This is a genomic window from Halalkalibaculum sp. DA3122 (assembly GCF_043951865.1).
GTDB lineage: Bacteria > Bacteroidota > Rhodothermia > Balneolales > Balneolaceae > JAMQKA01.
On sequence record NZ_JBINJF010000027.1, the window covers coordinates 24,520 to 49,804 of the forward strand.

Here is a 25,285-nt window from a genome sequence, read left to right on the forward strand (position 1 = left end):
AGCCTTCTGACGGCAATATCACCCAAAAAGAGCGATCAAATAATCACCAAATAACAATCGAGGCATAATCTAAACCATTAAGTTTAAGTCATAGATCACAGAATCATGGAAAACCAAATTCAAATTTTCGACACCACGCTCAGAGATGGAGAACAATCTCCCGGGTTTAGCATGAACCAGGAAGAAAAATTAAAGCTTGCCCTCCAGCTTGAGCGTCTAAAGGCCGATGTTATCGAGGCCGGTTTTCCAATTGCATCCGAAGGTGACTATGAAACCGTCCGCGAGATCGGTAAAAAAATCAAACAGAGCACGGTTGCCGCGCTCTGCCGGACCAAGAAGCAGGATATTGACCGGGCCGCCTCTGCCCTGGAGTTTGCTGAAAAACCCCGTATCCACACCTTTATCGCCACGTCCGACATCCATATGCAGTACAAGCTCAAGAAGTCGCGCGAGGAAGTGCTGGAGTCGGCGGTGGAAGCGGTGGAATACGCCCACGCACTGTGCGACGAAGTGGAGTTTTCAGCAGAGGATGCCTCGCGCAGTGATCCTGAATTTCTCTACGAAATTTTTGAAGCCGTAATCGACGCCGGGGCTGAAGTGATCAACGTGCCCGATACGGTGGGCTACGCCCTTCCCTGGGAATATGGCGAGCTGATTAAAGGCATTAAGGAAAACGTGCCCAATATCGACAGTGCGACCATCAGCGTGCACTGCCACAATGATCTTGGGTTGGCTGTGGCCAACTCGCTGGTCGCCGTGCAGAATGGTGCTCAGCAGATTGAATGTACCATCAACGGAATTGGAGAACGCGCCGGTAACGCCTCACTGGAAGAAATAGTCATGGCAATGGCCACCCGCGAAAACAATATTGGCAAAAAAACCAATATCGTGACCGAAGAGCTCTACCCGGCCAGCCAGCTGCTGACCAAGATCACCGGCAACCCGGTGCAGCCCAACAAGGCTATTGTCGGCGAAAACGCGTTTGCGCACGAGGCGGGCATCCATCAACACGGAGTGTTGAACAACCCGATGACCTACGAAATCATGACCCCCAAATCGGTGGGACTTACCGGCAACCGCATTGTGCTTGGCAAACATTCCGGCCGGTTTGCACTGAACAAGAAACTTGAAGATCTCGGGTACTCCCTGGTAAAAGAAGAGCTCGATCAGATTTATACCAAAGTAACCCGGCTTGCCGACCAGAAAAAGGTCGTGACAGACAGTGATCTGCTCATGCTGGTGGATGAAACACTGAATCACAAAAAAGTTTCCGGCGATACCACCGTTACCCGGGAATGAAGAATTACACTATCCAGGAATATTAATCATAACTGATAAAACTACAGAGTTCGAATTACCATGGGAATGACTCTTACAGAAAAAATATTAGCGAAACACAGCGGCGCCTCTTCGGTTGAACCCGGAGAAAGTGTCTGGGTTGATGTGGACGTCTTGATGACCCACGACGTGTGCGGGCCGCCCTCCATCTCCATTTTCAGAAACGAATTCGGCGAAGATGCCCGGGTCTGGGATAAAGAGAAGCTTGTTATTATCCCCGACCACTATATCTTTACCAAAGACAAATATGCCAACCGCAATGTCGACATCCTGCGGGCGTTTGCCGCCGACCAGGATCTCCCCTACTACTATGATGTAGGATCGGACGACTATAAAGGAGTTTGTCATATCGCGCTTCCTGAAGAGGGCTTCACCCGTCCGGGTGAGGTTCTGTTCGGGACCGACTCCCACACTTGTACGGCCGGCGCCTTCGGGCAGTTTGCCACGGGAATCGGGAACACCGATGCCGCTTTTATCATGGGCACCGGCAAGCTTTGGGTAAAAGTACCCGAAACGATGCGGTTCGTATTTGAAGGCAACAAAATGCCGGAGTACCTGATGGCCAAGGATATCATCCTGCAAATTATCGGGGATATCGGCGTGGATGGCGCCACGTACCGAACGATGGAATTCGCCGGCGAAGGTATCAGTGCCATGACGATGGAAGACCGCATGACCATCACCAACATGGTGATTGAAGCCGGCGGTAAAAATGGCGTGGTTGAACCGGATGAAAAAACTGAAGCGTATGTAAAAGAACGCACCGACAAGCCGTTTGAACCGGTCTACAGTGATGAAGACGCCAACTACCACAGCGAGTACACCTACCAGCTCGACAAGCTGGTACCGATGGTAGCCAAACCGCACAGCCCGGATAACAAGGCCACCGCCGAAGAGCTCGAAGGCACGGAGCTCGACCGCGCCTATATCGGTTCATGTACCGGTGGAAAATTGTCCGATTTTGTGGCTGCTGCTGAAATTATTGACGGACAGGAATTAAAGCTGGAAACCTTTATCGTTCCGGCCACGACTGAGATCAAAGACGGCCTGAAGACGACCAAAGTGAATGGCAGAACGCTGCTGGATATTTTTGAAGAGGCCGGGTGCCACATCGGCAACGCCTCCTGCGCGGCCTGCCTTGGTGGACCTTCTGATACCTTTGGCCGGCTGAACAACGAAGAGCGCTGTATCTCCAGCACCAACCGGAACTACCCGGGCCGCATGGGTTCCAAACAGGCACAGGTATACCTCGCTTCGCCCTACACTGTGGCTGCCTCGGCCGTCACCGGAAGCATCACCGATCCGCGGGCATTTATCAATTAGTTTCTGTTATTGGCTATTAGTAGTCGATGAGTTGAACTCGGATAGACCAATAACTCATAACTAATCGTACAGAGTTGAAGAACTCAACAATCAAAGACGTAATACGAAATTACTTAAAAGCTAATTCAACCAATTAATGGCAGATTCAGACATAATTAAAGGAAAAGCGTTTGTGCTCGGTAAAAATATCGACACAGACCAGATTATACCGGCGGAACACCTGGTATACAGTCTTGACGATCCTGAAGAACGAAAATTTTACGGGCGCTATGCCCTCTCCGGCGTTCCTGACGCGGAATCCGGGCTTCCCCAGGGAAACATCCCGCTGGTGGAAGAGGACAAGTTTGAAAGTGAGTTTGATATCATCGTAGGTGGACACAACTTCGGTTGTGGTTCCTCCCGCGAACACGCGCCCGCTTCACTTAAAATTGCAGGCATTCAGGCAATTATCGCTCCCACGTTTGCCCGTATCTTCTACCGCAACTCGGTCGACGGAGGGTTCGTCGTTCCGTATGAAAGTATTGAAGACCTGAGTTCCAAAGTAGAAACCCACGATGTTCTCGAAATCGACCGCGCCAAGCGAGAAGTGCGCAACCTCACCCAGGACGAAACTTATGAAATTCGTCCGCTGGGCAGTGTTGCTGAAATCGTAAACGCCGGTGGTATTTTTGAATTCGCACGAAAAGAGGGGATGATCGCATGACTGCAACCAAGGAAATCGTTGTACTACCCGGTGACGGTATCGGCCCCGAGGTTACCCAGGAGGGGATTGAAATTTTAAAAGCCGTCTGCAAACGACATGGGTACAAACTAAAAACACGCAGTTTCGACGTCGGCGGGGCCAGCATCGATCGCTATGGGCGCCCCCTGACTGAAGAAACGCTGAAGGCCTGCAAGGAGGTGCCCGCCGTGCTGCTCGGTGCCGTGGGAGGACCACAATGGGACGACGAACCGAAAGACAGGCGACCGGAAGCGGCGCTGCTGGGACTGCGAAAAGAACTTGACCTTTTTGCCAACCTGCGTCCCATCAAAGTCTACAAACCTCTGATAGATGCCTCCACTCTTAAACGGGAGATTGTAGAAGGCGTCGACATCATGATACTGCGTGAACTAACCGGCGGAATTTATTTTGGACGTCCGCGGCTGATTGAGAAAACCGATGACGGAGAACGCGGCGTTGACACGATGGAATATACTACCAGGGATGTCTCCCGCATAGCTCACAAGGCGTTTGAAATGGCTACCCACCGCAAAAAGAAAGTGGCAAATGTGGATAAAGCCAATGTCCTCGACAGCTCAAGGTTGTGGAGAAAAACCGTTATCGAAGCCGCTAAACAATGGCCGGAAATCGAGCTGGAGCATGTCCTGGTCGACAACTGTGCCATGCAGCTGGTCCGCTACCCCAAGCAATTTGACGTAATTCTGACCGGCAACATGTTTGGAGATATTCTCAGTGACGAGGCGGCGATGATCACCGGCTCCATCGGCATGCTGCCCTCCGCCAGTATCGGTGAGGAATACGCCATGTACGAACCGGTTCACGGCTCCGCACCCGATATCGCGGGCCAAAACAAGGCCAATCCACTGGCCACAATCGCCTCGGTGGCTATGCTCTGCCGCCACTCCCTCGATATGGAAGAAGCGGCTCAAGAAATTGAAGCTGCCATACTCTCTACGCTGGATGACGGTTTCCGCACCGGCGATATCTACACGAAATCACCCAAGGAATATTTGGTCAGCACATCCGAGATGGGTAGTGCTATCATGAAACACTTAAATCCTGATTTACAACCAGGCACGTTCTTATGAAACAATCATCAGCCAAAACGTTCGCTAAACAAACGGATACCGACACCAATTCCTCCAAAATTTTGCTTCAACTGCGATCTTCAAGCAGAGTGAATGAGGTGGACCTGGACCATCCGGGATTTGGAGACCTGTTTTCGGATCACATGTTCAGCCTGCAATACGCGGATGGAGAATGGCAGGATGCCCGGATTATCCCGTTTGAAGACCTGAAAGTTTCTCCGGCGATGTCGACTCTTCACTACGGGCAAACCGTATTTGAAGGAATGAAGGCTTTCCGGGGAAAAGATGGCGAAATTCGCTTTTTCCGCATGGATCGGCACCTGGACCGGCTCAACACCTCCTGCGAACGGATGTGCATTCCCCAGGTTGATACCGGTTTGCTAAAAAGGGCCCTCAAAAAACTGGTTTCCATCGACAAGGAATGGGTTCCGGAGAAACATGGTAACGCCCTCTATATCCGTCCCCTTGCATTTGCAACTGATGCCTGCCTGGGCGTGCGACCCGCCGAACACTACCGGCTGTTGATTATGACCTCACCCGTGGGAGCTTATTACAAGGAGGGCTTTGACCCGGTAAGCCTGACTACATCGGATGATTATATTCGGGGTGCCAAGGGTGGAACCGGTTTTATCAAAACAGCCTGCAATTACGGTCCCACCCTGCTGCCGGCCCAAAAAGCGAAACAGAAGGGCTTCACCCAGATTATCTGGCTCGATGCCAAGGAGCACAAATACATTGAGGAAGTGGGCACAATGAATATCTTCTTTAAAATTGACGGTGAGTTGCACACCCCCCCGCTGAACGGCTCCATACTCGGAGGCATTACCCGGGATTCGGTCATCAAGCTGGCGGAACACTGGAATATTCCTGTTCATGAGCGACCTATTACCATCGACGAAATCTTTGAGGCGGATAAAAATAAAACGCTGGAAGAGGTCTTCGGAACGGGTACGGCGGCCGTCATCTCCCCGGTCGGGTCGATCCACCACCAGGGAAATACGCTGGTGACAGATGAAAATGAAATCGGGCCCTTTGCCAAGAAGCTTTTTGATACGATAACCGGCATACAATATTCAACTCACGAGGACATCTATCACTGGATGTCCACTATTAGCTGACCTAATCTACCCGATTGATAGTCGGGTAGATTTCTTTTCTGTCTCACTTGTCGATCTGTTTTACCTGGTGCTGTTTCAGACCAATTAGTTAAATTTCCCGGCACTACGGTGCAGTCGATACAGGGATGAGGCTCCAACTTACTCTGAACAATGCGTACTGTGTTTGGTACATGTTTTAGTATTTTCCTTTCTATGCCCATGGCCATTTATTACTTTCCTGCTGACTTTATTTACAATCCAGAATAACTCGTACTTTCTATGAGAATAACGATTAACAAGCTTGAGGAAGAACTGCATATGGAAGCCCAAAATGAAGAAGGGGGAGCCATAAGGATTGACGGGACCCGCTCGATAGGGGGCATTGAAGGAGGCATGAGTCCGATGCAGCTGCTCCTTGCCGGCATTGGGGGGTGCAGTACGATCGATATTATCGGCATTCTCAAAAAACAGAAACAGGAGCTGAAAGATATCACGGTGGAAATTGACGGAGACCGCCAGAAAACAGGAACCTACTCCGAATTCAAAACTATCCATATGCACTATATTTTGGAGGGTGAACTGGATCCCAAAAAAGTGGAGCGGGCCATAAATCTGTCGATCGATAAATACTGTTCCGTTTCAAAAGCCCTGGAAAAAACATCCGAGATCACTCACAGCTACACGATTCAATAAACATCTTTTTTATGTCAGACTCTACCAAAAAAACCGGCACCAAGGCGATACGCACCCAAACGGAACGAAGTGAGCAGCGGGAGCACTCTACTCCCCTGTTCATGACTTCGAGTTTTATATTTGATTCAGCGGAACACGCTCGGGCCCTGTTTGCCAACGAAATGGAAGGCAACGTCTACAGCCGCTACTCCAATCCCAATACCAATGAGTTTATCGCCAAGATGTGCAACATGGAGGAGGCGGAAAGCGGCATTGCCACCGCTTCGGGCATGGCGGCTGTCTTCTCCAGCCTGGCAGCTCTGCTCGACCAGGATGATCACCTGCTTGCATGTCGCTCCCTGTTTGGCTCGAGTCACCAGATTCTAAACTCAATTTTCCCGCGCTGGGGCATCAGCCACTCCTACGCCGATATCGACAACCCCGATGGATGGGAATCGCTCATTAGGGACAATACACGCGTTCTTTTCCTGGAGACCCCCTCGAATCCGGGGCTCGACCTGATCGACCTGGAGTGGGCCTGCGAGCTGGCCAAACAGCATAACCTGATTACGATTGTAGATAACTGTTTTGCCACGCCTTACCTGCAAAAACCGATGGTCTATGGTGCAGATATTGTCGTGCACTCAGCCACAAAATTCATTGACGGTCAGGGGCGGGCTATTGGGGGCGCTGTCGTCGGCAAATCCCGATATATCGATGAGATCGAAAACTTTACGCGCCATTCGGGTCCGGCGATGTCTCCGTTTAATGCCTGGTTGTTTTCCAAAAGCCTTGAAACGCTGCCCGCCCGCATGGACCGCCACTGCTCCAATGCTCTTGCCCTGGCCGAATTTCTTGAAGGCCACCAGGATGTGGAGTGGGTAAAATATCCTTTCCTGCCAAGTCATCCGCAGTACGAGCTGGCCAAAAAACAGATGAGCGCCGGTGGCGGGGTTGTTGCCTTTAATATCGAGGGTGGCTATGAGCGAGCTAAAAGCTTCCTTGATAACCTGGAGATGCTGTCACTTTCCGCCAACCTGGGCGATACACGGACTATCGCCACGCACCCGGCATCCACCACGCATTCCAAGCTGACCGATGAGGAACGAGCCGCTGTAAACATCACGCCCGGCCTGGTACGCATCGCAGTGGGTCTGGAAGATATCGAGGATATTATTGAGGATGTAGAAAATGCTCTCAGTATGTAAAGCAGGCACAGGCAACTGTACTCTATTTGCCTGATACAACCTGAGTTCGACATATTTATCTCAACCAGAATGCCTGGTTACCTTGGAATGGCAAAAAAAACAGTCTCTCCTTGAAGGGTGGCCAATAGCGTGACGTGGGTTTAGGCTTTAGCGATTGGGGTGGGAGCTGTACCTCTAAAATAGAGAATACCCCCCCGCCTTGGGCGATGCTCCCCTGATGGGGAGAATAAAGGCCTGCCCCAAAAAGCAATGTTAAAACTGAAAGTTATATCGAACCCAGGTTAATATAATTAGGACTCTCTTTAAACGCCTGGTAGAGGACTTTAGAAAATCGTTTTCTGGCCCGGTTTTAGCATTTTTCTGGATTCGAGATCCTCATTTATGGACTTATAAACTGCGGTTTTAAAAATGCTCAGGCGTTGGCCTGAATAAAACTCCTGGTTTTAAAACCTTCTTTCATATAACAAACCCATCGAGCAGCTCATTGCCGTCCGATGGGTTTTAAATCTCATACAGGATAATTCGGTCGAGATACGAAATGTATAACCGGGTCTCTCAACTGTTAATCCCAGTCTTCGATCATGTCCACCGTCTTTTCCTTTTCCGCCCACTCATCCGCATCCGGCAGCGGGTCAGTGGTCTCGTTGATCAGGTGATCCATCCATTCTTCAGACAGTTTGTCATTCAGATCAATATAGTGCTCCCATTCCATTGGAAGCTCATCATCTGGATAGATCGCCTCTACGGGACACTCCGGCACACAGGCATCGCAATCGATACATTCAAAAGGATCGATAACCAAAAAGTTGGGGCCCTCACGAAATGCATCGACCGGGCACACCGCCGCGCAGTTGGTGTATTTACAATTAATGCAGGGTTCAGCTACTATATAAGCCATGCTTTGTAATAATTATCTTTTTAAGATTATTTTCTTTCCACATGCAGCATGATATCGTCAGAAACTGCACACAGGTTTACAAATTTATGTTCTGAAAACGAAAAAAACTGATGGGTTAATCTAATCTTCTTTGAGCGTATTTTCCACTTTTAAAGCCTCATCGACTACATCTCTTCCAACAATACGTGCCGTTTCCTCATAGGCTTTTAAAAGCTGATCCGAGCGAAAATACTCAATAACATCGGAATCGATCAACGCATACCATATATTTTTGCGGGACTCAAAATCGGGATGCGCCTTCGCCATCGGCTTGCGCAGGCGCTGCGTAAACTTCAGGAAATGACCATACGCCGGTCCAAACTCCTCTTCAAAACGCTGCCGGAGCCGCACCGCCAGGGCGGGAGCCGCACCGCTGGTGGAAATAGAAATTGTTAACGGTCCCTGCCGTACAATCGATCCAAATGCAAAGTTGGCATGGGGCAAGTCGTCCATCACATTGACGAGGATATCCCGCTCAACCGCCTCGTTGTACACGCGTTCGTTGAGGTTCCCCTCATACTCTGCGACGATCGCCATGAACGCCCCCTCAAGATCGCCCTCCCGGTATTCGCGATCCAACCAGGTAAACTTTTCCTGTTCCGCAAGCTGTTTCATCCTGTCCGTAATATGCGGGCTGATCACCGTCAGGTTTGCGTCACGCTCCAGGAGCTGTTCCACCTTCTCTTCTGCTTCCTCATCTCCGCCGATGAGTACGGTTTTTCGTTCATCAAGCCGGCGCAGATAAATCGGGAACATTTTCATGGGATTATGCGGTGTAAACTGTGATTGCTGTTCATACAAAATACGTCCCCGAGCGGTATATAAAATACTCACCCGGGGATCGCATGTGCCGAAAGAGGTCTTTATTTTTCCACCTTCATCGGTGTAATGCCATCAGGAACCGGTCATACTTTTATTATAGTTCTGGGTCGGAAGATGGATGCCGCACTCAGTCTTCTCCGAACCGTTCCACCGGCCCGCGCGTTCATCTTCTTCCTCTTCGGCATCCACCGGTTGTGTACATGGAATACAGCCGATGCTGGGGTACCCGTCATCGTGGAGCGGATTATAGGGCAGCCCGCGGGTGTTGATATAGCTCCACACCTCGTCGGCGGTCCAGTTGGCCAGCGGGTTGATTTTGATCACTTCATTTTCCGGATCCCATTCCACCACGTTCGTCTGCTTGCGGGTTTCAGACTGGCTGCGGCGTACCCCGGTTACCCAGGCCTTCTTATCTGAAAGGTAGTTACGCAGGGGACGCACCTTTCGAAGGTAGCAGCAGCGGTTGGGGTTCCGGTTCCAGAGCTCTTCGCCGTAGAGCTCGGCCTGCTCATCCAGCGACAGGTCGGTACTCACCCGCGTTATGTCGATGTTGTACCGGGCTTCCAGCCGGTCCCGCAACTCATATGTTTCCTCGAAAAACAGGTGGGTATCCAGGTAAAAAATCGGTATATCGATACCGGTTCGTTGCAACCGGTCGATCAGGAATACTCCCGAAGGGCCGAATCCCGTACCCAATACCATCTCCGTACCAAAGGTTTGAAAACCCCAGGAAAGTATCCGGTCGGGACTGGCCTCTTCGAACTGCTGGTTGAGGTTATCTAGCAGTTCCTGCGTTAAATTCTGTTGTAAAAATGTTATCGGCTCTTTTAAATCCTGCATTGCATTAGTTGTTGGTTATCCTGCAAAATTTGTAAGAATGTGATCTTCCCTGGCAACGCCTGTTTCTCCGGTATCGGCCTGGAACCAGCTCAGCTCTCTGCTTTGGGAAGCCAGTTCGCCCACAACAATTGTGGCTGGGGAAGACAACCCCTCTGCTTCCTCTGCTATAGTTTCCAGCGTGCCCCTGACTACTTTTTGATCGCCGTATGTGGCGTTCTGGATGACAGCCACCGGGGTATCTTCGCTCCGTCCCAGGCGGACCAGTTGTTCGGTGATTTTATGCAAATTTCGCATTCCCATCAGTATAACAAGGGTGTCGGAATTGACCAGGTGGCACCAGTTCTCAAAAGAATCGCTTTTCTTAATTGTGTGGCCAGTGACCACCGTAAATGAACGGGCCACCTTGCGATGGGTCACCGGGATGCCGGCATAGGCCGGGGCGGCCAGGGCCGAACTGATTCCGGGCACCACTTCATATCGAACATTGGCTGCCTTAAGAGCGATGCACTCTTCACCGCCGCGACCAAAAACGAAGGAGTCTCCCCCCTTCAGTCGCGCCACCTTTTTACCTTCACGTGCCTTGGTCACCAGAATATGGTTGATCTGTTTTTGAGAAACTGAGGGTTTACCCGGTCTCTTGCCCACGTAGATATGCTCTGATTCCTCAGAGGTGATGGAAAGCAGTTCCGGGTTGGCCAGGCGGTCGTAGACAATCACATCGGCCTCCTGTAAAATGTTGGAGCCCTTCACCGTGATCAGTTCCGGATCGCCCGGGCCTGCTCCCACCAGATAAACTTTGCCGTACGCCGGGTATTTTTGTTCACTCATAATTAAATCTATTCATGTTATGCGGGAACTTGTTCGGTTTCCTCTATCCCAACCCGGTTCCAGAAATCGCTGAAGGTTTCACCGTTGGACCGGTTTTCTTTGAAGTGCTTCAGCAATGGACGGATTTCGTCGACCAGGTTTTCGCGGTCTACCAAGTCCTTGTACTCCTTATTCAACCGGGTTCCCTCGGGATTGCCGCCGATAAAGATCGTGTATTTGTCGAGGGAACGACCCACGAAGCCGATATCGGCTACATAAGGACGGGAACAACCGTTGGGGCATCCCGTCATGCGTACGGAAAGCTTTTCCTCCTCAAGGCCGAGTTCCTGCAGCACGCTATCCAGCTCCCGGATAATATCGGGAAGCGCGCGTTCAGATTCGGTGATGGCCAATCCACAGGTAGGCAGTGCCGGGCAGGCCATCGAATATTTGATCACGTTGGCAATTTCATCGTGCAGCAGAACCCCGTGATCGTGAAAAATATCTTCTACCTCTTCTTTTTCGTCCTCGTCAAAGCCGGTCAGTATTACGTTGTGGTTGGGCGTCAAGCGAACCCCGGCGTTATATTTTCGGACCACTTTTCGGAGCGCCGTTTTCAACTGAAGCGCGCCGTCATCTTTTATACGGCCGTTTTCAATGGAAAGCCCCAGGAACCAATCGCCATCCGACTGTTGATTCCACCCGAGATAAAGGTCGAGATCAAACGGGGGAAGCTCGCGGAACGGTTCCAGCTCGTACCCGAGGCGTGATACCAGCTCCTCTTCAAATTTATCCAGCCCCCATTTGTGGATAAGATACTTCATGCGGGCCTGCTTGCGATTCTTCCGGTTGCCGTGATCCCGCTGGATGCCGATAATCGCCTTGACAACCTCGACCACCTTCTCTTTGGGAACATACCCGAGATCATCTCCCAGGCGCGGAAATGTATTTTCCTTGCGGTGGTTCATGCCCATGCCGCCTCCGACTGTAATATTAAACCCTTCAATTTCATTACGGTCATCGAAGAGGGCGACCAGGCCGATATCCTGGGTATAGATGTCAACGCTGTTATCACGCGGCAGTGCAATCCCGATCTTGAATTTTCGGGGAAGGTAGCTGTGGCCGTAGAGCGGCTCTTTCTCCTCAACCTCTTCCTTCCCGGAATAGACCTTGTCTCCATTCAGCCACACCTCGTGATAGGCCTTGCTGGCGGGCAGAAGAATATCAGAAAGTTCATCGGCAAAATCCTGCACCTTTTTTTGCCGCCCGTCGATATCGGGGGCGGGCGTGGCCATTACATTCCGCACAATATCGCCACAGGCCCCCAGGGTGGTGATGAGCGAATTGTTGATCTCCTGCAGCGTCTCTTTTAACTCCTGTTTTATTACGCCGTGGAGTTGAAAGGCCTGTCGTGTCGTGACACGCAGGGTACCATCGGCGTAATTATCAGCTATGTCGTCGATAGCCAGATATTGGTCAGCGGTCATTTTGCCGCCGGGCAGCCGGCCGCGGATCATAAAGATATAATGGCGGTCTCTGCCTTCCCGGAGATCGCGATCATCCTGCTGGTAGGTGCCGTGAAATTTCAGCACCTGGATAGCCTCCTTGCCGAAGTGGGAAGAATCGTTTCCCACTTCTTCAGCAAGAGGCGCCCGCAGATAATCGCTGTTCTCCTTTATGACCTCAATCTTACTTTTTGTCTTTTTTCGTCTTGGCATAAAGGATGTTCTTATCAGTTTAAAAGCAAGTTATGGTTACCGTTCAATCGGAGCATCAATAAGATTGCCCCACTCGGTCCATGACCCGTCGTAGTTTTTTACATTCGGATATTCGAGCAGCTCATTGAGTACAAACCAGGAATGAGCCGAGCGTTCCCCAATGCGGCAGTAAGCTACAATATCCTTATCTGGCGTTATGCCTTCGTTTTCGTAGATCTCCTTCAGCTCTTCCTTGCTCTTGAAGGTACCATCTTCATTTACCGCTTTTGACCAGGGAATATTGGAAGCGCCCGGAATGTGGCCCGCTCGCTGCGAAAGCTCATTCAGACCCGGAGGTGCCAGAATTTTGCCCTGGAATTCATCCGGTGAGCGTACATCCACGAGGCCGAAGTTATCACTTTCGAGCTGCTCCTTGATATCGTCACGGTATGCACGGTATTCCTCTTTGGCACCGGTAATGGTGTAGTCTGCTTTCTCATACTCCGGAACCTCCGTCGTAAGTTCGCGATCCTCAGCTTCCCACTTCTTACGGCCGCCATCGAGAATTTTTACATCTTCGTGGCCGTAATATTTTAGCAGCCAGTAAGCCCACGCGGCAAACCAGTTATTGTTATCTCCGTAGAGCACCAGCGTAGTGTCATTGGATACGCCGGAATTCTGCAACAGTGCTTCAAAATCCTCTTTTGAAGCGATCGTTCTGCGCAGTTGATCCTGCAGCTCCTCTTTCCAGTTCCATCCTACGGCTCCGGGAATATGTCCCGATTCATACGCTTCCGTATCAACATCCACTTCTACGAAACGGACACCTTCATCGTTAAGATGGTCGGCGGCCCAATCGGTTGATACGAGTACTTTACTATTAGTTAATACTTCTGACATGATTGATTTATCTGTTTTATTAGTTAGGGTTGAATTGCCATTTTACAAAACCCGTTTGAAGCAGGATGGAGGGGCAGAAAACAAAAAAGCCCACCACCTGCTTCAGGTAGTGGGCTTTGGTTCAGTTTCTTTACACCTATGTAAGCATATTACATCCACTACCTTTTGCAGTATTCATACAACAACAGCTACAGCAGATGTCCATCTGTGCGCGTACTGAAAAGTTGTGAATGTAATTTTGTGAACTCATTTGCAAAAAAATTAGGTCTTTGCTTATCTGCAAGCCTAGGATAACAACCCTGCCGGTATAAATCAACATTAATTTTTAAACTTTTACACGCGTTGCCCACTGCGGTACCCATTTGAACGATTTTTTTTATCCCATCGTTACTGTTTTCGGGAGTTTTATTATGCTCTTTTGAATGATATTGCCATGTTTATGGCATCAAAACTGCATGCAGGCAATTGATTCAATAAAGCAATAACTACCGATCTGGTCTTTACCACCGGTTTTACCCATTGTATATATCTTTTTTTTTCTTACTTTTAACGCAATCTGACATTATAAAATGTCAGCAAAATAATTATGGATACAGTGACAACAGTACAGAACAAATTATTCTCCCTCCTTCAGCCACGTAATCACTGCGCGTGTTGTTGTTGCTGTTGTTGTATCTCGTTACCGGAATAGACTCTGCCCTGCATTTTCCATCCACATTACCGGTAACAACATCAGATTCCACGGAGCAGTGGACGCAGGAACCTGTATTTAGCAATTCTGGCAATAAATTAGCAACAACTTGATTTAATTATGAACGCTCTGAAATTACTAGAACACTCAGACAAAGATCTCGGTCAACGCAGTGACAAGCTGAGCTCCTTTATCGGGGGTACCCCCCTGTTCCCTATTTCCAATGTCAATCCAAATACCGACGTCAAGGTATTTGCCAAGCTGGAGTGGCAGCAATTCGGAGGCAGTGTCAAGGCCCGTCCCGCGTATCGCATTGTACGGGATGCCATACGCAGAGGCGATTTAACGCCGGATAAACACCTGCTTGATGCCAGCAGCGGAAATACCGGTATCGCCTATGCACATATCGGGGCCGCCCTGGGTATTCCTGTGACGTTGTGCCTGCCTGAAAACGCTTCAGAGGAACGCAAGCAGATCCTTACGGCACTGGGGGTAAACATCAAATACACTTCCCGTACCGGCAGTACCGACGAAGCGCAGGAAATCGCCGAGGCCCTGTTTGAGGAGGAACCGGAAAAATATTATTACGCCGACCAGTACAGCAACCCGAGTAACTGGAAGTCTCATTACTATACCACCGCACCCGAAATTCTCGAACAGTCTGGATATGAGGTCACCCATTTTGTTGCCGGACTCGGCACGACCGGTACATTTACCGGTACCGGACGGCGCCTAAAAGAGTACAACAGTAAAATCGAACTGATCGGCCTGCAACCGGAACTGGCCATGCATGGACTGGAAGGCTGGAAACATCTTGAAACAGCCCATACGCCGGGCATTTATGATGATTCGGTTGCCGACCAGATGCGCACTGTCTCTACTGAACGAGCACACGAAATCATCAAAATGGTAGCCCGTAAAGAGGGATTGCTTATAAGCCCGTCTTCTGCGGCCAATCTTGCCGGGGCGCTGGACCTTGCAGAAGAGCTGGATGAGGGAGTCATTGTAACTATCTTTCCCGATGACGGCAGCAAATATGGTGAAGTCATGAATCAACTATTCAAACAGCAATAAAATATCGAATGAAGGTCGTTATAGAACAAACTGCGTTAAACGAAATGCTGGAGCATGCAGAAGAATATTATCCCAACGAGTGTTGCGGGTTCTTCTACGGACGCGAAGACAGTGTGCGTAAGATCACGCTGGCCCAACGAGTCAACAATGCCCGGGAGGGTGATCAACGCCGGCGCTTTCAAATAGACCCAAAAGATTATCGCGATGCCGAACGTTTTGCCATTAACAACGACCTGGATCTGCTGGGGGTGTACCATTCTCATCCCGATCATCCGGCCGAACCCTCCGAGCACGACCGGAAAGTGGCAATGCCCTATTTTTCCTATATCATTGTTTCTGTCCGGGAAGGAGAAGCGGAAAATACGCGGTCCTGGCAACTGAACGATTCGCGTCAGTTTGAGGAAGAAACTGTTGAAATTCACGAGACTAAAGAAAACCAGATAACTTAAAAAACTGATGTTCAATCATGGCTAAGATTATAATTCCAACCCCGTTGCGAAAATTTACTGACCAAAATCGCAGTTTCATCACAACCGAGGATACACTTTCGGGTGCCATACAACAGCTTATAGAAGAATATCCCGATGTAAAAAGCAATCTGCTGGATGATGACGGGAATGTCCGCTCATTCATCAAGGTCTATATCGGAGATGATGAAGTCGATCCCAATGAAAACGGCTCTGTTGAACTGGCCAAGGATACCGAAGTCAGTATTGTTCCCGCTATCGCGGGCGGTTGTTGAATCATGAATCGATAAACCGGGAATGCTGATTGCTGAATTTATTACTATTTACAAACTGTGAGTTGAAGGATTAAGGAAATAACCGCTATGAAAGACTGGCAAAACATGGAATTTTCACCAGAAGAGCTGGGGCACTACAGCCGGCATCTCTCCATCCCCGAATTTGGCATGGAGGGACAAAAAAAATTAAAAGCCGCCAGCGTGCTGGCAGTCGGAACCGGTGGACTCGGAGCCCCGATGCTGCAGTACCTGGCAGCCGCGGGCGTAGGTACCATCGGCCTTGTGGATTTTGATGTTATTGAAGCGAGCAACCTGCACCGTCAGGTGCTGTTTGGTGCGTCTGATGTTGGACGTAAAAAGGTGGAGGTCGCCAAAGAGCGCCTCCGGGAGATTAATCCCCATATCACCATCAACGTGCATGAAACGCGCCTAACAAGCGACAATGCGCTCGAAATTATCGAAGATTACGATGTTATAGCCGACGGCACGGACAATTTCCCCACCCGGTATTTGATAAATGATGCCTGTGTTATGCTGGACAAACCCAACGTGCACGGTTCCATCTTTCAGTTTGAAGGCCAGGTTTCCGTATTTAATTACTTGGACAAGGAGGGGAACCGCGGCCCCAATTACCGCGACCTTTTTCCTGAACCTCCGCCTCCCGGCCTGGTGCCCAGCTGTGCGGAAGCCGGAGTTCTGGGAGTGCTGCCCGGCATCATCGGTTGTATACAGGCCAGCGAGGTAATCAAGGTAATTACCGGTATTGGTGAGCTTCTTGCCGGAAAGTTGTTTCTGTTTGATGCGCTCAATTTCAGCACCCGCACTGTAAAAGTGCAGAAAAACCCGGATAATCCTCTTACCGGAGACGATCCCGAAATTACGGAACTGATCGACTACCAGGAGTTCTGCGGGCTGCCGCCGCTGGGTGAAGAGGAAGATGAGCAGCAGGAATCTGAAGTACCGGAAGTAACCGTCGCCGAATACAAGTCTTGGGTTGACAACGGGGAGGACGTCCAACTTATTGACGTGCGCGAACCCTATGAAGCAGAAATTGCGGAAATCGGCGGCGAGCTGATCCCCCTGGATCATATTCTTGACCAGGCTGACAAAATCGATCGCCAAAAGAAAGTCGTGGTACACTGCCGCAGCGGTCAGCGCAGCGCAGATGCGATCAAAAAACTCAGGGAGAAATACGGTTTCGACAACCTTTATAATCTAAAAGGCGGTATCCTGGCCTGGTCTGAGGAGATTGATGAAAGCGTGCCGCAATATTAAGCATACTACTATTTTTATATGCTTTACCACATGTGCGACGTACCGTAAAGGTGCGTCGCACTTTTTATTCTACCAGTTTGAGAGAGGCCGAATTTATGCAGTATCGCAAGCCGGTAGGTTCCGGTCCATCTGGAAAAACGTGGCCGAGGTGGGCATCACAAACATTGCAGAGCACTTCTATACGGTGCATGCCGTGGCTGTTATCCTCTTCGTAGCGAACCACATTGTCTACAACGGGCTCAGTAAAACTCGGCCAGCCGGTTCCTGAATCAAACTTTTCGGTAGAATCGAACAGCTCCGTACCGCAGCAGACACAGGCGTACAGTCCCGGCCTGTGCGATTCACAGTATTCACCGGAAAATGGCTTTTCGGTACCGCTCTTCCGGGTAACCATGAACTGTTCTTCAGAAAGCTGTTCCCTCCACTCTTCTTCCGTTTTCTCCACACGGCGCGGCGGTTCAGGACTTCCCTTCAGGGCGTAGCTGTGTATTTTTTTCCAATCGATCATGATACCAGGGTTACATTGTAAAAGAAAAGGCCAGACCCGAAAGCCTGACCTTGTATGATTAGTCGGGACGACTGGATTTGAACCAGCGACCCCTTCGTCCCGAACGAAGTGCGCTACCGGACTGCGCTACGTCCCGATCTAAATAACGATATATGTAGTAGGTGCGGCCCACTCCACGAGTTTGCCGCACCAGTAAAGAAAATTAAATTAACTGATTTTGGTAATCAAATCAGCTGTTCGGGCGGAATATCCAGCTTCATTGTCATACCATCCGAGGAGCTTAACCAGGTTTCCTTCGGCCTTGGTAAAGCCACTGTCATAGATGCATGAGTGCGGGTTACCCAGAATGTCCGTTGAGACGAACTCCTCCTCGGTATACTCCAGCACCCCTTTCATCGGTCCTTCGGCAGCAGCTTTGAACGCCTCGTGAATTTCTTCAACCGTCACGTCTTTTTCCAGGGTTGCCGTAAAATCTGTCAGTGATCCATCCGGCACTGGAACGCGGACCGCGCTGCCGTCCAGCTTGCCGTCCAGCTCGGGAAGTACGAGCCCCACCGCCTTGGCCGCTCCGGTGGTGGTTGGCACAATGTTGTGCGCGGCAGTTCGGCCACGACGAAGGTCTTTGTGCGGACCGTCAACAATCTGCTGGCTGCTGGTGTAGGCGTGAATAGTTGTGATAAATCCCTTGGTCAGACCAAAGCTGTCGTTGAGTACCTTGGCCATTGGCGCCAGGCAGTTGGTGGTACAGCTGGCGTTGGAAAATACCTTGGTATCGTCGTTGATCTCATCGTCATTGACGCCGAGCACGATGGTTTTAACATCACCGCCGCGGGCAGGTGCAGAGATAATTACTTTTTCAGCCCCGGCCTCCAGGTGTTTTGAGGCGTCTTCCTTGGTACGGAAAAAACCAGTGGATTCAACCACCACTTGCGCTCCGCGCTCATCCCATTTCAGATCTGCGGGATTGCGTTCAGAAGAAATTCCAATTTTGTGCCCATCAATCGTAATACTGTCTTCGGTGGCACTTACTTCGCCCTGATAAGTTCCGTGAACCGAATCGTATTTGAAAAGGTGGGCCAACGTATTCGCGTCGGTCAGATCATTAATGCCCACAATTTCAATTTCATCTTCGTGATAGGCCAGTATAGAACGAGCCACCAGGCGCCCGATGCGTCCAAATCCGTTAATTCCTACCTTAGTTTTAGCCATAAATAGTATAACCTTTCTTATCCTTTATTCTTGGTTCGTTTCCTGAGTAAATCATTATAATCAATATCCTTTCCGTGCAAGTCGGTCGAAAAGTATCATTCCATTGTTCAATTTTCAATAACTATTTTGTATTACAAATTGGTCGGTTCCCCGCTTTTACATTAATTCACAGCAGGTTCCAACACCAGAAAGAGGTGGTGTCATTCATCATCCAGGTCTACATCCCCGGGCATTGTGTCGTCATCCAGGATATCCTCAAAGTCGGACGCAACATCCTCATCATCTTCCCCGTCATCCGGGTTTCCGGCATTCACTTTTTTGTTGACCTCGGTAGCCCCCGCCCTCTTGAGCTGGTTGGCAATTTCCTGCTGGTCGTTATCCAGCGCAATAGACAGCGCAGTATCTCCATTTCGGTCGCGCAGCCTTACGTTGGCCCCCTTCTCAATTAAAAATTTGACAATCATTGAGTGGCCTTCTCGCGCAGACTGCATGAGCGCGGTTTGCCCCCATCGCTGCCTGGCGTTGACATCCGCACCATGCTCAACTAACAGTTTCACGGCTTTTAGATGCCCTTCACGTGCCGCCACAACCAGAGGTACCCCTCCCACTACTTCCGCGCCGTGATCAAGCAGCAGTTGCAGGATCTCAATATTGCCGTTCTCCGCCGCCCGGTTCAGCGCCGTCGCCCCCATGGAAGTCGACAGGTTGGGATCGGCCCCGTTCTCCAACAAGTACCTGACGATTTCAGCCTGGTTCTCCTGGGCGGCCAAAATCAAGGCTGAGGAACCATTTTTACTGGTTTCATTAATATCTATTCCTTCACTCAACCTTTTTTTCAACTGGGATAAATTGCCTTCTTTCGCGGCCTGAAGTAGTGGTGAAAGTGCCATAATAAACAAAATTTAGTATCAATTTTATGCGGTAATACAAGTCGACAGGTATATCCAAATATCTGGGTAATTAGTCAAGCAGAATACAATAGAATCCAAAAAAATTGTACCGTGTCAAAACTCGTGTTTTTCCTTCATCAAAGGGAATAAACCCGCGTCAGTCTTTTTTCTCTCACTAAAAACGGATTACGATACGAATATCCGCGACTATATCCCCGGATATTTGCCCTATTCGGTCAGGAGATCGTTCACTAGTGTAGTACACCTATTCCGCTGTAACCGTTCATGAAATCTTTGCCGCTCATCCGGCGTTTGCCTGCAATTTGCACCTCCTTAAGCTCCACCGTGCCGTCGTCGCATCCAACAAGCAGCTTGTCTTTAACCATCCGGAGCTCTCCGGGTTTTAGCGACTCGTTATCCGGCCCCAGCTCAGACCGGTACATATTAAACTTCAGATCATCCAGTTCTGCCCAGGCGGTTGGGAACGGGCTCAGACCGCGTATCTTGTTGTGCACCTTGATCGCCGGCTCTTTGAAATTGACCCGGCAGTCTTCTGTATGCAACTTCGGGGCCGGCGTGGCCTTGCTGTGGTCCTGGACCTCTGTACTGTAGGTTTCGTTTTCGATTTCATTGACCGTCTCCAGCAAAAGATCGCCACCCAGAACTTTGAGTCTTTCATAGAGGTCTCCCGTCGTTTCATTGATACCCACCGGCGTGCGCTCCTGCTTGATGATGCGCCCGGTATCAACCTTTTCATTCAGGAAAAAAACGGTGCACCCGGTCTCCTCCTCCCCGTTGATGATCGCCCAGTGAATAGGCGCTGCTCCACGGTATTTGGGTAACAGGGAAGCATGCAGGTTGATCGCCCCCTTCGCTGGAATGTCAAGAACAGCGGGGGGAAGAATGCGAAAGGCCACAACCACAAACAGGTCAGCATTCAGGGTCTGCAGCTCTTGAACAAAAGAGGCCGCCGACAGGTCCTGAACTTCAATCACCGACAGACCCATTTCCAGAGCCCGCGCCTTTACGGGAGTGGGACTGGCCCCTCCCCCCCGGCCGCGCCGCTTGTCCACATTGCTGACCACCGACACTATTTCGTGTGCCGAAGCATGAAGTTTTTCAAGGCTGGGAAGGGCAAACTCCGGGGATCCCATGAACACTATTCGCATTGGTCACTTATTTATTTTAAGAAGATTTTACAATAATCCTCAATTCCTCGTTCTGAGGGAGTTGTACTCCCGTTTAAAAGGTCGATACGGTCGGTGGTAAGCTACCTCCCAGCAAAATAGCAGGTTCTGTAAAGGTCCCTTTAAGAAAATTTTGCAAAACCGTGTTTTTGCTCAATTTCGACATTTTCGAAATTCCGGACCGGATCGTTTTTCAAATAATTATAGAGCGCAATCTAAGAAGGAGTGACAGATCTGGCCATCTTCACATTTTTGTTTCACGAACCTTATGATATGCCCGGGGCGGCTCCACGGTCAGGCATCATTCGGGATGAGGCAGGTTCACTGTCGGAAGGCGTTTATCCCTTTTCCCGGAGCTGCGTTTTGGGTGCCAGGGGGTATTCGGTCTCCTTTTGCCCTTTTGCAATCTCATTGAGCTTGGCACTCAGCAGCTTTTGCTTGAAGAAAGAAAGGTGTTCCAGGAACAGCACGCCATCCAAATGATCTTTCTCGTGCTGTACCACCCGCGCGGGCCACCCGTCCAGGTCGAGCTCCTGCTCTTTGAAATCGCGATCCAAATAACGGACTTTTATACGGGCTGCTCGTTTTACGGCGGCATTGACGCCCGGTATGCTCAGACAGCCCTCCTCCATTTCGAGCTCCTCCGCACTGGTTTCAACGATTTCGGGATTTATCATGGCGAGCGGTCCGTATTTCGGGATATCCCGTTCATCCTGCTCTATCATGGGATCCACATCCGCTACAAATACCCGCAACAGCTTGCCAACCTGGGGAGCCGCAAGGCCCACTCCGTCCGCATTATACATCGTTTCAAACATATCATCGACCAGCGCTTGCAGCTCTTCTGAGTCTTCAGTAACCGGCTGGGCCTCCTCCCGAAGAATATCATCATCATATGTGACGATTGGTAAAATTGCCATATCAGTACTCCGATACTTGAAGGTATTTTTGCAGTATAATGGCGGCCGCCGCCTGATCGATCCGCTCTTTTTCGCGACGCTTCATCTTGGGGACACCCGCCTCGATCATCGCCTGGACCGCTTCCTTGGAGGTGTACCGCTCGTCCATTTTCTCGATATCTATATTGGGGAATCGTGTACGCAGCTTGGTGATAAACTTTTCAACACGCTCGGTAGCATTTCCTTCATTGCCATCAGGTGTCAGCGGCCAGCCGACCACCAGTTTAATCACCTGCTCATCCTTGCTGTATATAAGCCGCTCCAGTTCATCAAAAACCTGGCGACTGTCATAGGTACCGATGGGGTTGGCACTTGTGCGCAATAAATCCGTGCGGGCAAGCCCGGTACACTTCGTTCCTACATCTATTCCAATTATTCTACCGTATTCTGTCAACACTTAGCCTTCGGCTTCTTCCGGTTCCTCTTCTTCCAGCGGTTGCTTCAGAAATTCCTTCATCAACTTGCTGGGTTTAAAATGTGTTTTGCGATGAGGGGGTACGTAAATAACCTCATTTGTTTTGGGATTGCGAGCTTTGGGTTTGGCCTTGGTTTTCTTTACCTCAAAAACACCAAAATCCCTCAATTCAATCCTGCACTCAGGATCAGCTTTCATCATAGTCTCTCGAATTGCCACCAGTACAGCCTCCACCCATGGTTCAGATTGAACCATCGGCTCGTCCATATCTTCAGCCACTCGACGAACAAGATCTCTTTTTGTGTATGTAATCATGATTAAAAATCGGTCAAGATTTCCGGAGTTAGTATTTAGTTCGTTTTTTAATTTTTTCTAATATTCTTAAAAAAACGAGAGGAAACTTATTGTTTTTACTACAGATATAAAAATAAAATCGCGGGGAAATATCCCTAAAATCATTAGAATTTATTCATATCTGAATGCGCTCTTAACCCCCTCCACTTTAAGTAATTTCGAGATGATCTTATCAAGATGTTCAATATCATCTACATACACGGTAAGTAATCCTTCAAACATTCCGCTGTCGCTGCTGACGTTTATACTTTGCATATTTGTCTTGAGTGACTTGGAAACCACGTCTGTCAAATCGTTGACAAGTCCGACCCGGTCTTCACCGATAATCTTCACGGCGCCGAGAAATTTCGTATCGATATTTTTGGCCCATGCCACATCCACTACGCGTTCTCCGTCAGTTTGTATAAGATGATGCACATTTTTACAGTTGGAACGGTGTATTTTAACATCCCCGTCACGACTTATGAATCCGATCACGTCGTCGCCGGGAATGGGGTTGCAGCAGTTGGCATACGAATATTTGACATCGGTTAACTCGCCGTTTATAACCAGTGATTTACTGTCACTTACAGAACGGGCCGCACTAAAATATGTTTCCTGGATCTCCTCTTCGCTCAGGGGCCGCTGTTCGGGAGTATCCTTTTCATCCTCTTCAATACGTCCCTTGCTGGTAAGCTGTTTAGCGGTATCATACAGCTCGTTTACATCGAACAGGCCCCGGCCGATCTCGTAAAACATCTTCTGGGTGGTATCAAAGTTGTGCTTGTGGGCTACACGCATCAGTTCCTGTTCATTAATTTCGATGTTGCCCCGCTCAGCCCGTTTTTCCCACAATTCGCGGCCCTCTTCCGCCACTTTGCGCTCTTTTTGCTTGATGTACTGGCGAATGCGCGATTTCGCCTTGTGTGTGACGACGTCATTAATCCAGTCGGGATTCAGGTTGATTTTATTGCCGGTAATAATTTCAACCTGGTCACCTATCTCCAGCTTTTGCCGCAACGGGGCCATTTTGCCGTTAATTTTGGCCGCCATGGCCCGTTCCCCAACCTCGCTGTGAATATCAAAAGCAAAATCGATCGGGGTCGCACCCTGTGGCAGGGTACGCAGCTCCCCGTCCGGGGTAAACACGTAGATTTCATCCTGGTAGAGATTGAGCTGAAAATCTTTTACGAACTCCTTGGCCTCGTCCGGACGCGGATTTTCAAGCACATCCCGCACCCAGTGCACAAACTTGTCGAGGGTTTCTGAACCATCTTTGCCCTCCTTGTACTTCCAGTGGGCGGCCAGCCCCCGTTCAGCAATGTCATCCATCTTCCGGGTACGGATCTGCACCTCTACCTTGCGGCCAGTTTTAGTGATCACCGTGGTGTGCAGCGACTGGTACCCGTTGGCCTTGGGCACCGAGATAAAATCCCGAAAACGCTTGGGGATGGGAGTATACCAGTCTGTAATAATGGAATAGACCCTCCAGCAATCTTCTTTTTTATGCGGATCCTCCAAAATTACCCGTATTGCAAACAGGTCATAAATCTCCTCAAACGGCTTCTGCTGCCGCTGCATCTTCTTGAAGATGGAATAAATATGCTTGGGGCGCCCTTTGATCTCAAATTTAAATCCTTCTTTGGCCAGCTCCTCTTCTATAGGCTGCATAAACTCTTCGATAAACGCCTCCCGCGCCTCCTTCTTCTCCCTCAGCTTGCGGGCGATAAACTTGTACGAGTTGGGATCTATAACCTTGAAACAGAGATCTTCAAGTTCGCTCTTGATATTGAACAGGCCAAACCGGTGAGCCAGCGGAGCATAGAGCTCCCGGGTTTCAGTTGCGATTTTGAGCTGCTTTTCTCGCGGCAGATGCTGGATTGTGCGCATGTTGTGGAGCCGGTCGGCAAACTTGATCAGCACCACCCGCAGATCTTCGGCCATCGACAACAGAAGCTTCATGAACGTCTCGGCCTGCTTTGTATCGCGACTCTTGAATACGCCTGAAATCTTTGTGACGCCGTCAATCAGGTGAGCCACCACCTCCCCGAACTCCCGTTCAATATCGTCGAGGGTAACCTCGGTATCTTCAACCGTGTCATGCAGAAGAGAGGCCGCAACCGATACATCGTCAATATTGATCTCGGAGGCCACAATTTTGGCAACCGACACCGGGTGGTAGTAAAAAGGCTCACCCGAGGCCCGGTTTACCCCTTTGTGCGAGAGGTAGCAGAGCTTGAATGCCTTGGTCACCATCTGGTCGTCGGTAGATTCGATATGCTGATGACAAAGCTCCAGCAGCTGATTCAGATCATCCTGCTGTGCGGGATCCAGCTCGTATGCATCCAGATCCTGGCTATATGTCGTTTTGACCTCAGACATCTATAATCGACTCTTCTATCTCATTTCTATAGTTGTACAACAACGAACATCGTTCAAGAATTTAATTAAACCATCTATCCATTTAAATACCAATTGAGTCTGCGCCTATCTTGCCACACCTCCCCCCTCGGGGTCATAAGGGATGATACAAAAAAGGCGGACGTAGTAGA

Annotated in this window: 24 protein-coding genes, 1 tRNA gene and 1 pseudogene; 11 read left to right on the forward strand and 15 right to left on the reverse strand. The window is 49.7% G+C overall.

The features are described 5' to 3' along the window. Positions 1–105 precede the first annotated feature (105 nt). The 7 genes and pseudogenes from ACG2F4_RS15145 to ACG2F4_RS15175 form a co-directional block, all read left to right on the forward strand. A pseudogene (locus ACG2F4_RS15145) lies at positions 106–1,254 on the forward strand (2-isopropylmalate synthase); the annotation flags it as partial. Between the two features lie 105 nt (positions 1,255–1,359). Further along, positions 1,360–2,661, forward strand: coding sequence for an aconitase/3-isopropylmalate dehydratase large subunit family protein (locus ACG2F4_RS15150; RefSeq protein WP_395261727.1), 1,302 nt, complete (start codon positions 1,360–1,362; stop codon positions 2,659–2,661). A 136-nt stretch (positions 2,662–2,797) separates the two neighbouring features. Beyond that, a complete protein-coding gene (locus ACG2F4_RS15155) occupies positions 2,798–3,364 on the forward strand; it encodes a 3-isopropylmalate dehydratase (protein ID WP_395261728.1) in 567 nt (188 codons plus the stop codon). Beyond that, a complete protein-coding gene (gene leuB / locus ACG2F4_RS15160) occupies positions 3,361–4,470 on the forward strand; it encodes a 3-isopropylmalate dehydrogenase (protein WP_395261729.1) in 1,110 nt (369 codons plus the stop codon). Before ACG2F4_RS15155 ends, leuB begins: the two co-directional genes overlap by 4 nt. Continuing rightward, entirely contained in the window at positions 4,467–5,588 is a 1,122-nt protein-coding gene (locus ACG2F4_RS15165; protein WP_395261730.1) for a branched-chain amino acid aminotransferase, read from the forward strand. The genes leuB and ACG2F4_RS15165 overlap by 4 nt, the downstream gene beginning before the upstream one ends. A gap of 258 nt (positions 5,589–5,846) precedes the next feature. Then, on the forward strand, positions 5,847–6,260 hold the full coding sequence (locus ACG2F4_RS15170; protein WP_395261731.1) for an OsmC family protein: 414 nt from the start codon (positions 5,847–5,849) through the stop codon (positions 6,258–6,260). An 11-nt stretch (positions 6,261–6,271) separates the two neighbouring features. Next, positions 6,272–7,447, forward strand: coding sequence for a trans-sulfuration enzyme family protein (locus ACG2F4_RS15175; protein ID WP_395261732.1), 1,176 nt, complete (start codon positions 6,272–6,274; stop codon positions 7,445–7,447). 562 nt (positions 7,448–8,009) lie between these two features. Here ACG2F4_RS15175 and ACG2F4_RS15180 read toward each other — a convergent pair. The 6 genes from ACG2F4_RS15180 to ACG2F4_RS15205 form a co-directional block, all read right to left on the reverse strand. Beyond that, a complete protein-coding gene (locus ACG2F4_RS15180) occupies positions 8,010–8,345 on the reverse strand; it encodes a ferredoxin family protein (protein WP_395261733.1) in 336 nt (111 codons plus the stop codon). A gap of 120 nt (positions 8,346–8,465) precedes the next feature. Continuing rightward, positions 8,466–9,218 (reverse strand): bifunctional precorrin-2 dehydrogenase/sirohydrochlorin ferrochelatase, encoded by a 753-nt coding sequence (locus ACG2F4_RS15185; RefSeq protein WP_395261734.1) that lies wholly within the window; start codon positions 9,216–9,218, stop codon positions 8,466–8,468. Positions 9,219–9,278: 60 nt separating this feature from the next. Then, positions 9,279–10,046, reverse strand: a complete 768-nt coding sequence (locus ACG2F4_RS15190; RefSeq protein ID WP_395261735.1) for a phosphoadenylyl-sulfate reductase — start codon at positions 10,044–10,046, stop codon at positions 9,279–9,281. A 15-nt stretch (positions 10,047–10,061) separates the two neighbouring features. Continuing rightward, entirely contained in the window at positions 10,062–10,874 is an 813-nt protein-coding gene (gene cobA, locus ACG2F4_RS15195; RefSeq protein ID WP_395261736.1) for a uroporphyrinogen-III C-methyltransferase, read from the reverse strand. Positions 10,875–10,891: 17 nt separating this feature from the next. Further along, the gene (locus ACG2F4_RS15200; protein WP_395261737.1) at positions 10,892–12,571 is read right to left on the reverse strand and encodes an NADPH-dependent assimilatory sulfite reductase hemoprotein subunit; all 1,680 of its coding nucleotides are present in this window, start codon (positions 12,569–12,571) and stop codon (positions 10,892–10,894) included. Between the two features lie 36 nt (positions 12,572–12,607). Continuing rightward, positions 12,608–13,450 carry a sulfurtransferase gene (locus ACG2F4_RS15205; RefSeq protein WP_395261738.1) on the reverse strand — a complete coding sequence of 281 codons (843 nt, stop codon included), beginning with the start codon at positions 13,448–13,450 and terminating at the stop codon, positions 12,608–12,610. 811 nt (positions 13,451–14,261) lie between these two features. On the opposite strand from ACG2F4_RS15205, the gene ACG2F4_RS15210 reads away from it, so the two are divergent. The 4 genes from ACG2F4_RS15210 to moeB all read left to right on the forward strand — a co-directional run bounded on the left by ACG2F4_RS15210 (position 14,262) and on the right by moeB (position 17,232). After that, positions 14,262–15,215, forward strand: coding sequence for a PLP-dependent cysteine synthase family protein (locus tag ACG2F4_RS15210; RefSeq protein ID WP_395261739.1), 954 nt, complete (start codon positions 14,262–14,264; stop codon positions 15,213–15,215). A gap of 8 nt (positions 15,216–15,223) precedes the next feature. After that, positions 15,224–15,664 (forward strand): Mov34/MPN/PAD-1 family protein, encoded by a 441-nt coding sequence (locus tag ACG2F4_RS15215; RefSeq protein ID WP_395261740.1) that lies wholly within the window; start codon positions 15,224–15,226, stop codon positions 15,662–15,664. Between the two features lie 17 nt (positions 15,665–15,681). Further along, positions 15,682–15,957 carry a MoaD/ThiS family protein gene (locus ACG2F4_RS15220; RefSeq protein ID WP_395261741.1) on the forward strand — a complete coding sequence of 92 codons (276 nt, stop codon included), beginning with the start codon at positions 15,682–15,684 and terminating at the stop codon, positions 15,955–15,957. Positions 15,958–16,062: 105 nt separating this feature from the next. Further along, entirely contained in the window at positions 16,063–17,232 is a 1,170-nt protein-coding gene (moeB, locus tag ACG2F4_RS15225; RefSeq protein WP_395261742.1) for a molybdopterin-synthase adenylyltransferase MoeB, read from the forward strand. A gap of 64 nt (positions 17,233–17,296) precedes the next feature. On the opposite strand, the gene msrB is transcribed toward moeB, so the two are convergent. The 9 genes from msrB to ACG2F4_RS15270 form a co-directional block, all read right to left on the reverse strand. Further along, positions 17,297–17,740, reverse strand: coding sequence for a peptide-methionine (R)-S-oxide reductase MsrB (gene msrB / locus ACG2F4_RS15230; RefSeq protein ID WP_395261743.1), 444 nt, complete (start codon positions 17,738–17,740; stop codon positions 17,297–17,299). A 62-nt stretch (positions 17,741–17,802) separates the two neighbouring features. Then, positions 17,803–17,876, reverse strand: a tRNA-Pro gene (locus ACG2F4_RS15235). 71 nt (positions 17,877–17,947) lie between these two features. Further along, complete coding sequence (gap, locus tag ACG2F4_RS15240; RefSeq protein ID WP_395261744.1) at positions 17,948–18,949, reverse strand: type I glyceraldehyde-3-phosphate dehydrogenase; 1,002 nt, start codon at positions 18,947–18,949, stop codon at positions 17,948–17,950. A gap of 200 nt (positions 18,950–19,149) precedes the next feature. Next, a complete protein-coding gene (locus ACG2F4_RS15245) occupies positions 19,150–19,839 on the reverse strand; it encodes an ankyrin repeat domain-containing protein (RefSeq protein WP_395261745.1) in 690 nt (229 codons plus the stop codon). Between the two features lie 251 nt (positions 19,840–20,090). Then, on the reverse strand, positions 20,091–21,008 hold the full coding sequence (fmt, locus tag ACG2F4_RS15250; protein WP_395261746.1) for a methionyl-tRNA formyltransferase: 918 nt from the start codon (positions 21,006–21,008) through the stop codon (positions 20,091–20,093). A gap of 356 nt (positions 21,009–21,364) precedes the next feature. After that, on the reverse strand, positions 21,365–21,946 hold the full coding sequence (gene def / locus ACG2F4_RS15255) for a peptide deformylase (protein WP_395261747.1): 582 nt from the start codon (positions 21,944–21,946) through the stop codon (positions 21,365–21,367). Position 21,947: 1 nt separating this feature from the next. After that, entirely contained in the window at positions 21,948–22,382 is a 435-nt protein-coding gene (gene ruvX / locus ACG2F4_RS15260) for a Holliday junction resolvase RuvX (RefSeq protein WP_395261748.1), read from the reverse strand. Further along, positions 22,383–22,715, reverse strand: a complete 333-nt coding sequence (locus ACG2F4_RS15265) for an HU family DNA-binding protein (RefSeq protein WP_395261749.1) — start codon at positions 22,713–22,715, stop codon at positions 22,383–22,385. Positions 22,716–22,865: 150 nt separating this feature from the next. Further along, complete coding sequence (locus ACG2F4_RS15270) at positions 22,866–25,115, reverse strand: RelA/SpoT family protein (RefSeq protein WP_395261750.1); 2,250 nt, start codon at positions 25,113–25,115, stop codon at positions 22,866–22,868. Between the last annotated feature and the right edge of the window lie 170 nt (positions 25,116–25,285).

Bases quoted from the DNA above. Each gene is read 5' to 3' on its own strand.
- ACG2F4_RS15245 (WP_395261745.1), bottom strand. From the start codon at position 19,839: ATGGCACTTTCACCACTACTTCAGGCCGCGAAAGAAGGCAATTTATCC.
- ACG2F4_RS15210 (WP_395261739.1), top strand. From the start codon at position 14,262: ATGAACGCTCTGAAATTACTAGAACACTCAGACAAAGATCTCGGTCAA.
- moeB (WP_395261742.1), top strand. From the start codon at position 16,063: ATGGAATTTTCACCAGAAGAGCTGGGGCACTACAGCCGGCATCTCTCC.
- ACG2F4_RS15150 (WP_395261727.1), top strand. From the start codon at position 1,360: ATGGGAATGACTCTTACAGAAAAAATATTAGCGAAACACAGCGGCGCC.
- ACG2F4_RS15180 (WP_395261733.1), bottom strand. From the start codon at position 8,345: ATGGCTTATATAGTAGCTGAACCCTGCATTAATTGTAAATACACCAAC.
- msrB (WP_395261743.1), bottom strand. From the start codon at position 17,740: ATGATCGATTGGAAAAAAATACACAGCTACGCCCTGAAGGGAAGTCCT.
- ACG2F4_RS15200 (WP_395261737.1), bottom strand. From the start codon at position 12,571: ATGCCAAGACGAAAAAAGACAAAAAGTAAGATTGAGGTCATAAAGGAG.
- ACG2F4_RS15165 (WP_395261730.1), top strand. From the start codon at position 4,467: ATGAAACAATCATCAGCCAAAACGTTCGCTAAACAAACGGATACCGAC.
- leuB (WP_395261729.1), top strand. From the start codon at position 3,361: ATGACTGCAACCAAGGAAATCGTTGTACTACCCGGTGACGGTATCGGC.
- cobA (WP_395261736.1), bottom strand. From the start codon at position 10,874: ATGAGTGAACAAAAATACCCGGCGTACGGCAAAGTTTATCTGGTGGGA.
- ACG2F4_RS15155 (WP_395261728.1), top strand. From the start codon at position 2,798: ATGGCAGATTCAGACATAATTAAAGGAAAAGCGTTTGTGCTCGGTAAA.
- ACG2F4_RS15190 (WP_395261735.1), bottom strand. From the start codon at position 10,046: ATGCAGGATTTAAAAGAGCCGATAACATTTTTACAACAGAATTTAACG.
- ACG2F4_RS15265 (WP_395261749.1), bottom strand. From the start codon at position 22,715: ATGATTACATACACAAAAAGAGATCTTGTTCGTCGAGTGGCTGAAGAT.
- ACG2F4_RS15170 (WP_395261731.1), top strand. From the start codon at position 5,847: ATGAGAATAACGATTAACAAGCTTGAGGAAGAACTGCATATGGAAGCC.
- ACG2F4_RS15270 (WP_395261750.1), bottom strand. From the start codon at position 25,115: ATGTCTGAGGTCAAAACGACATATAGCCAGGATCTGGATGCATACGAG.
- gap (WP_395261744.1), bottom strand. From the start codon at position 18,949: ATGGCTAAAACTAAGGTAGGAATTAACGGATTTGGACGCATCGGGCGC.
- fmt (WP_395261746.1), bottom strand. From the start codon at position 21,008: ATGCGAATAGTGTTCATGGGATCCCCGGAGTTTGCCCTTCCCAGCCTT.
- ACG2F4_RS15220 (WP_395261741.1), top strand. From the start codon at position 15,682: ATGGCTAAGATTATAATTCCAACCCCGTTGCGAAAATTTACTGACCAA.
- ACG2F4_RS15205 (WP_395261738.1), bottom strand. From the start codon at position 13,450: ATGTCAGAAGTATTAACTAATAGTAAAGTACTCGTATCAACCGATTGG.
- ACG2F4_RS15215 (WP_395261740.1), top strand. From the start codon at position 15,224: ATGAAGGTCGTTATAGAACAAACTGCGTTAAACGAAATGCTGGAGCAT.
- ACG2F4_RS15175 (WP_395261732.1), top strand. From the start codon at position 6,272: ATGTCAGACTCTACCAAAAAAACCGGCACCAAGGCGATACGCACCCAA.
- def (WP_395261747.1), bottom strand. From the start codon at position 21,946: ATGGCAATTTTACCAATCGTCACATATGATGATGATATTCTTCGGGAG.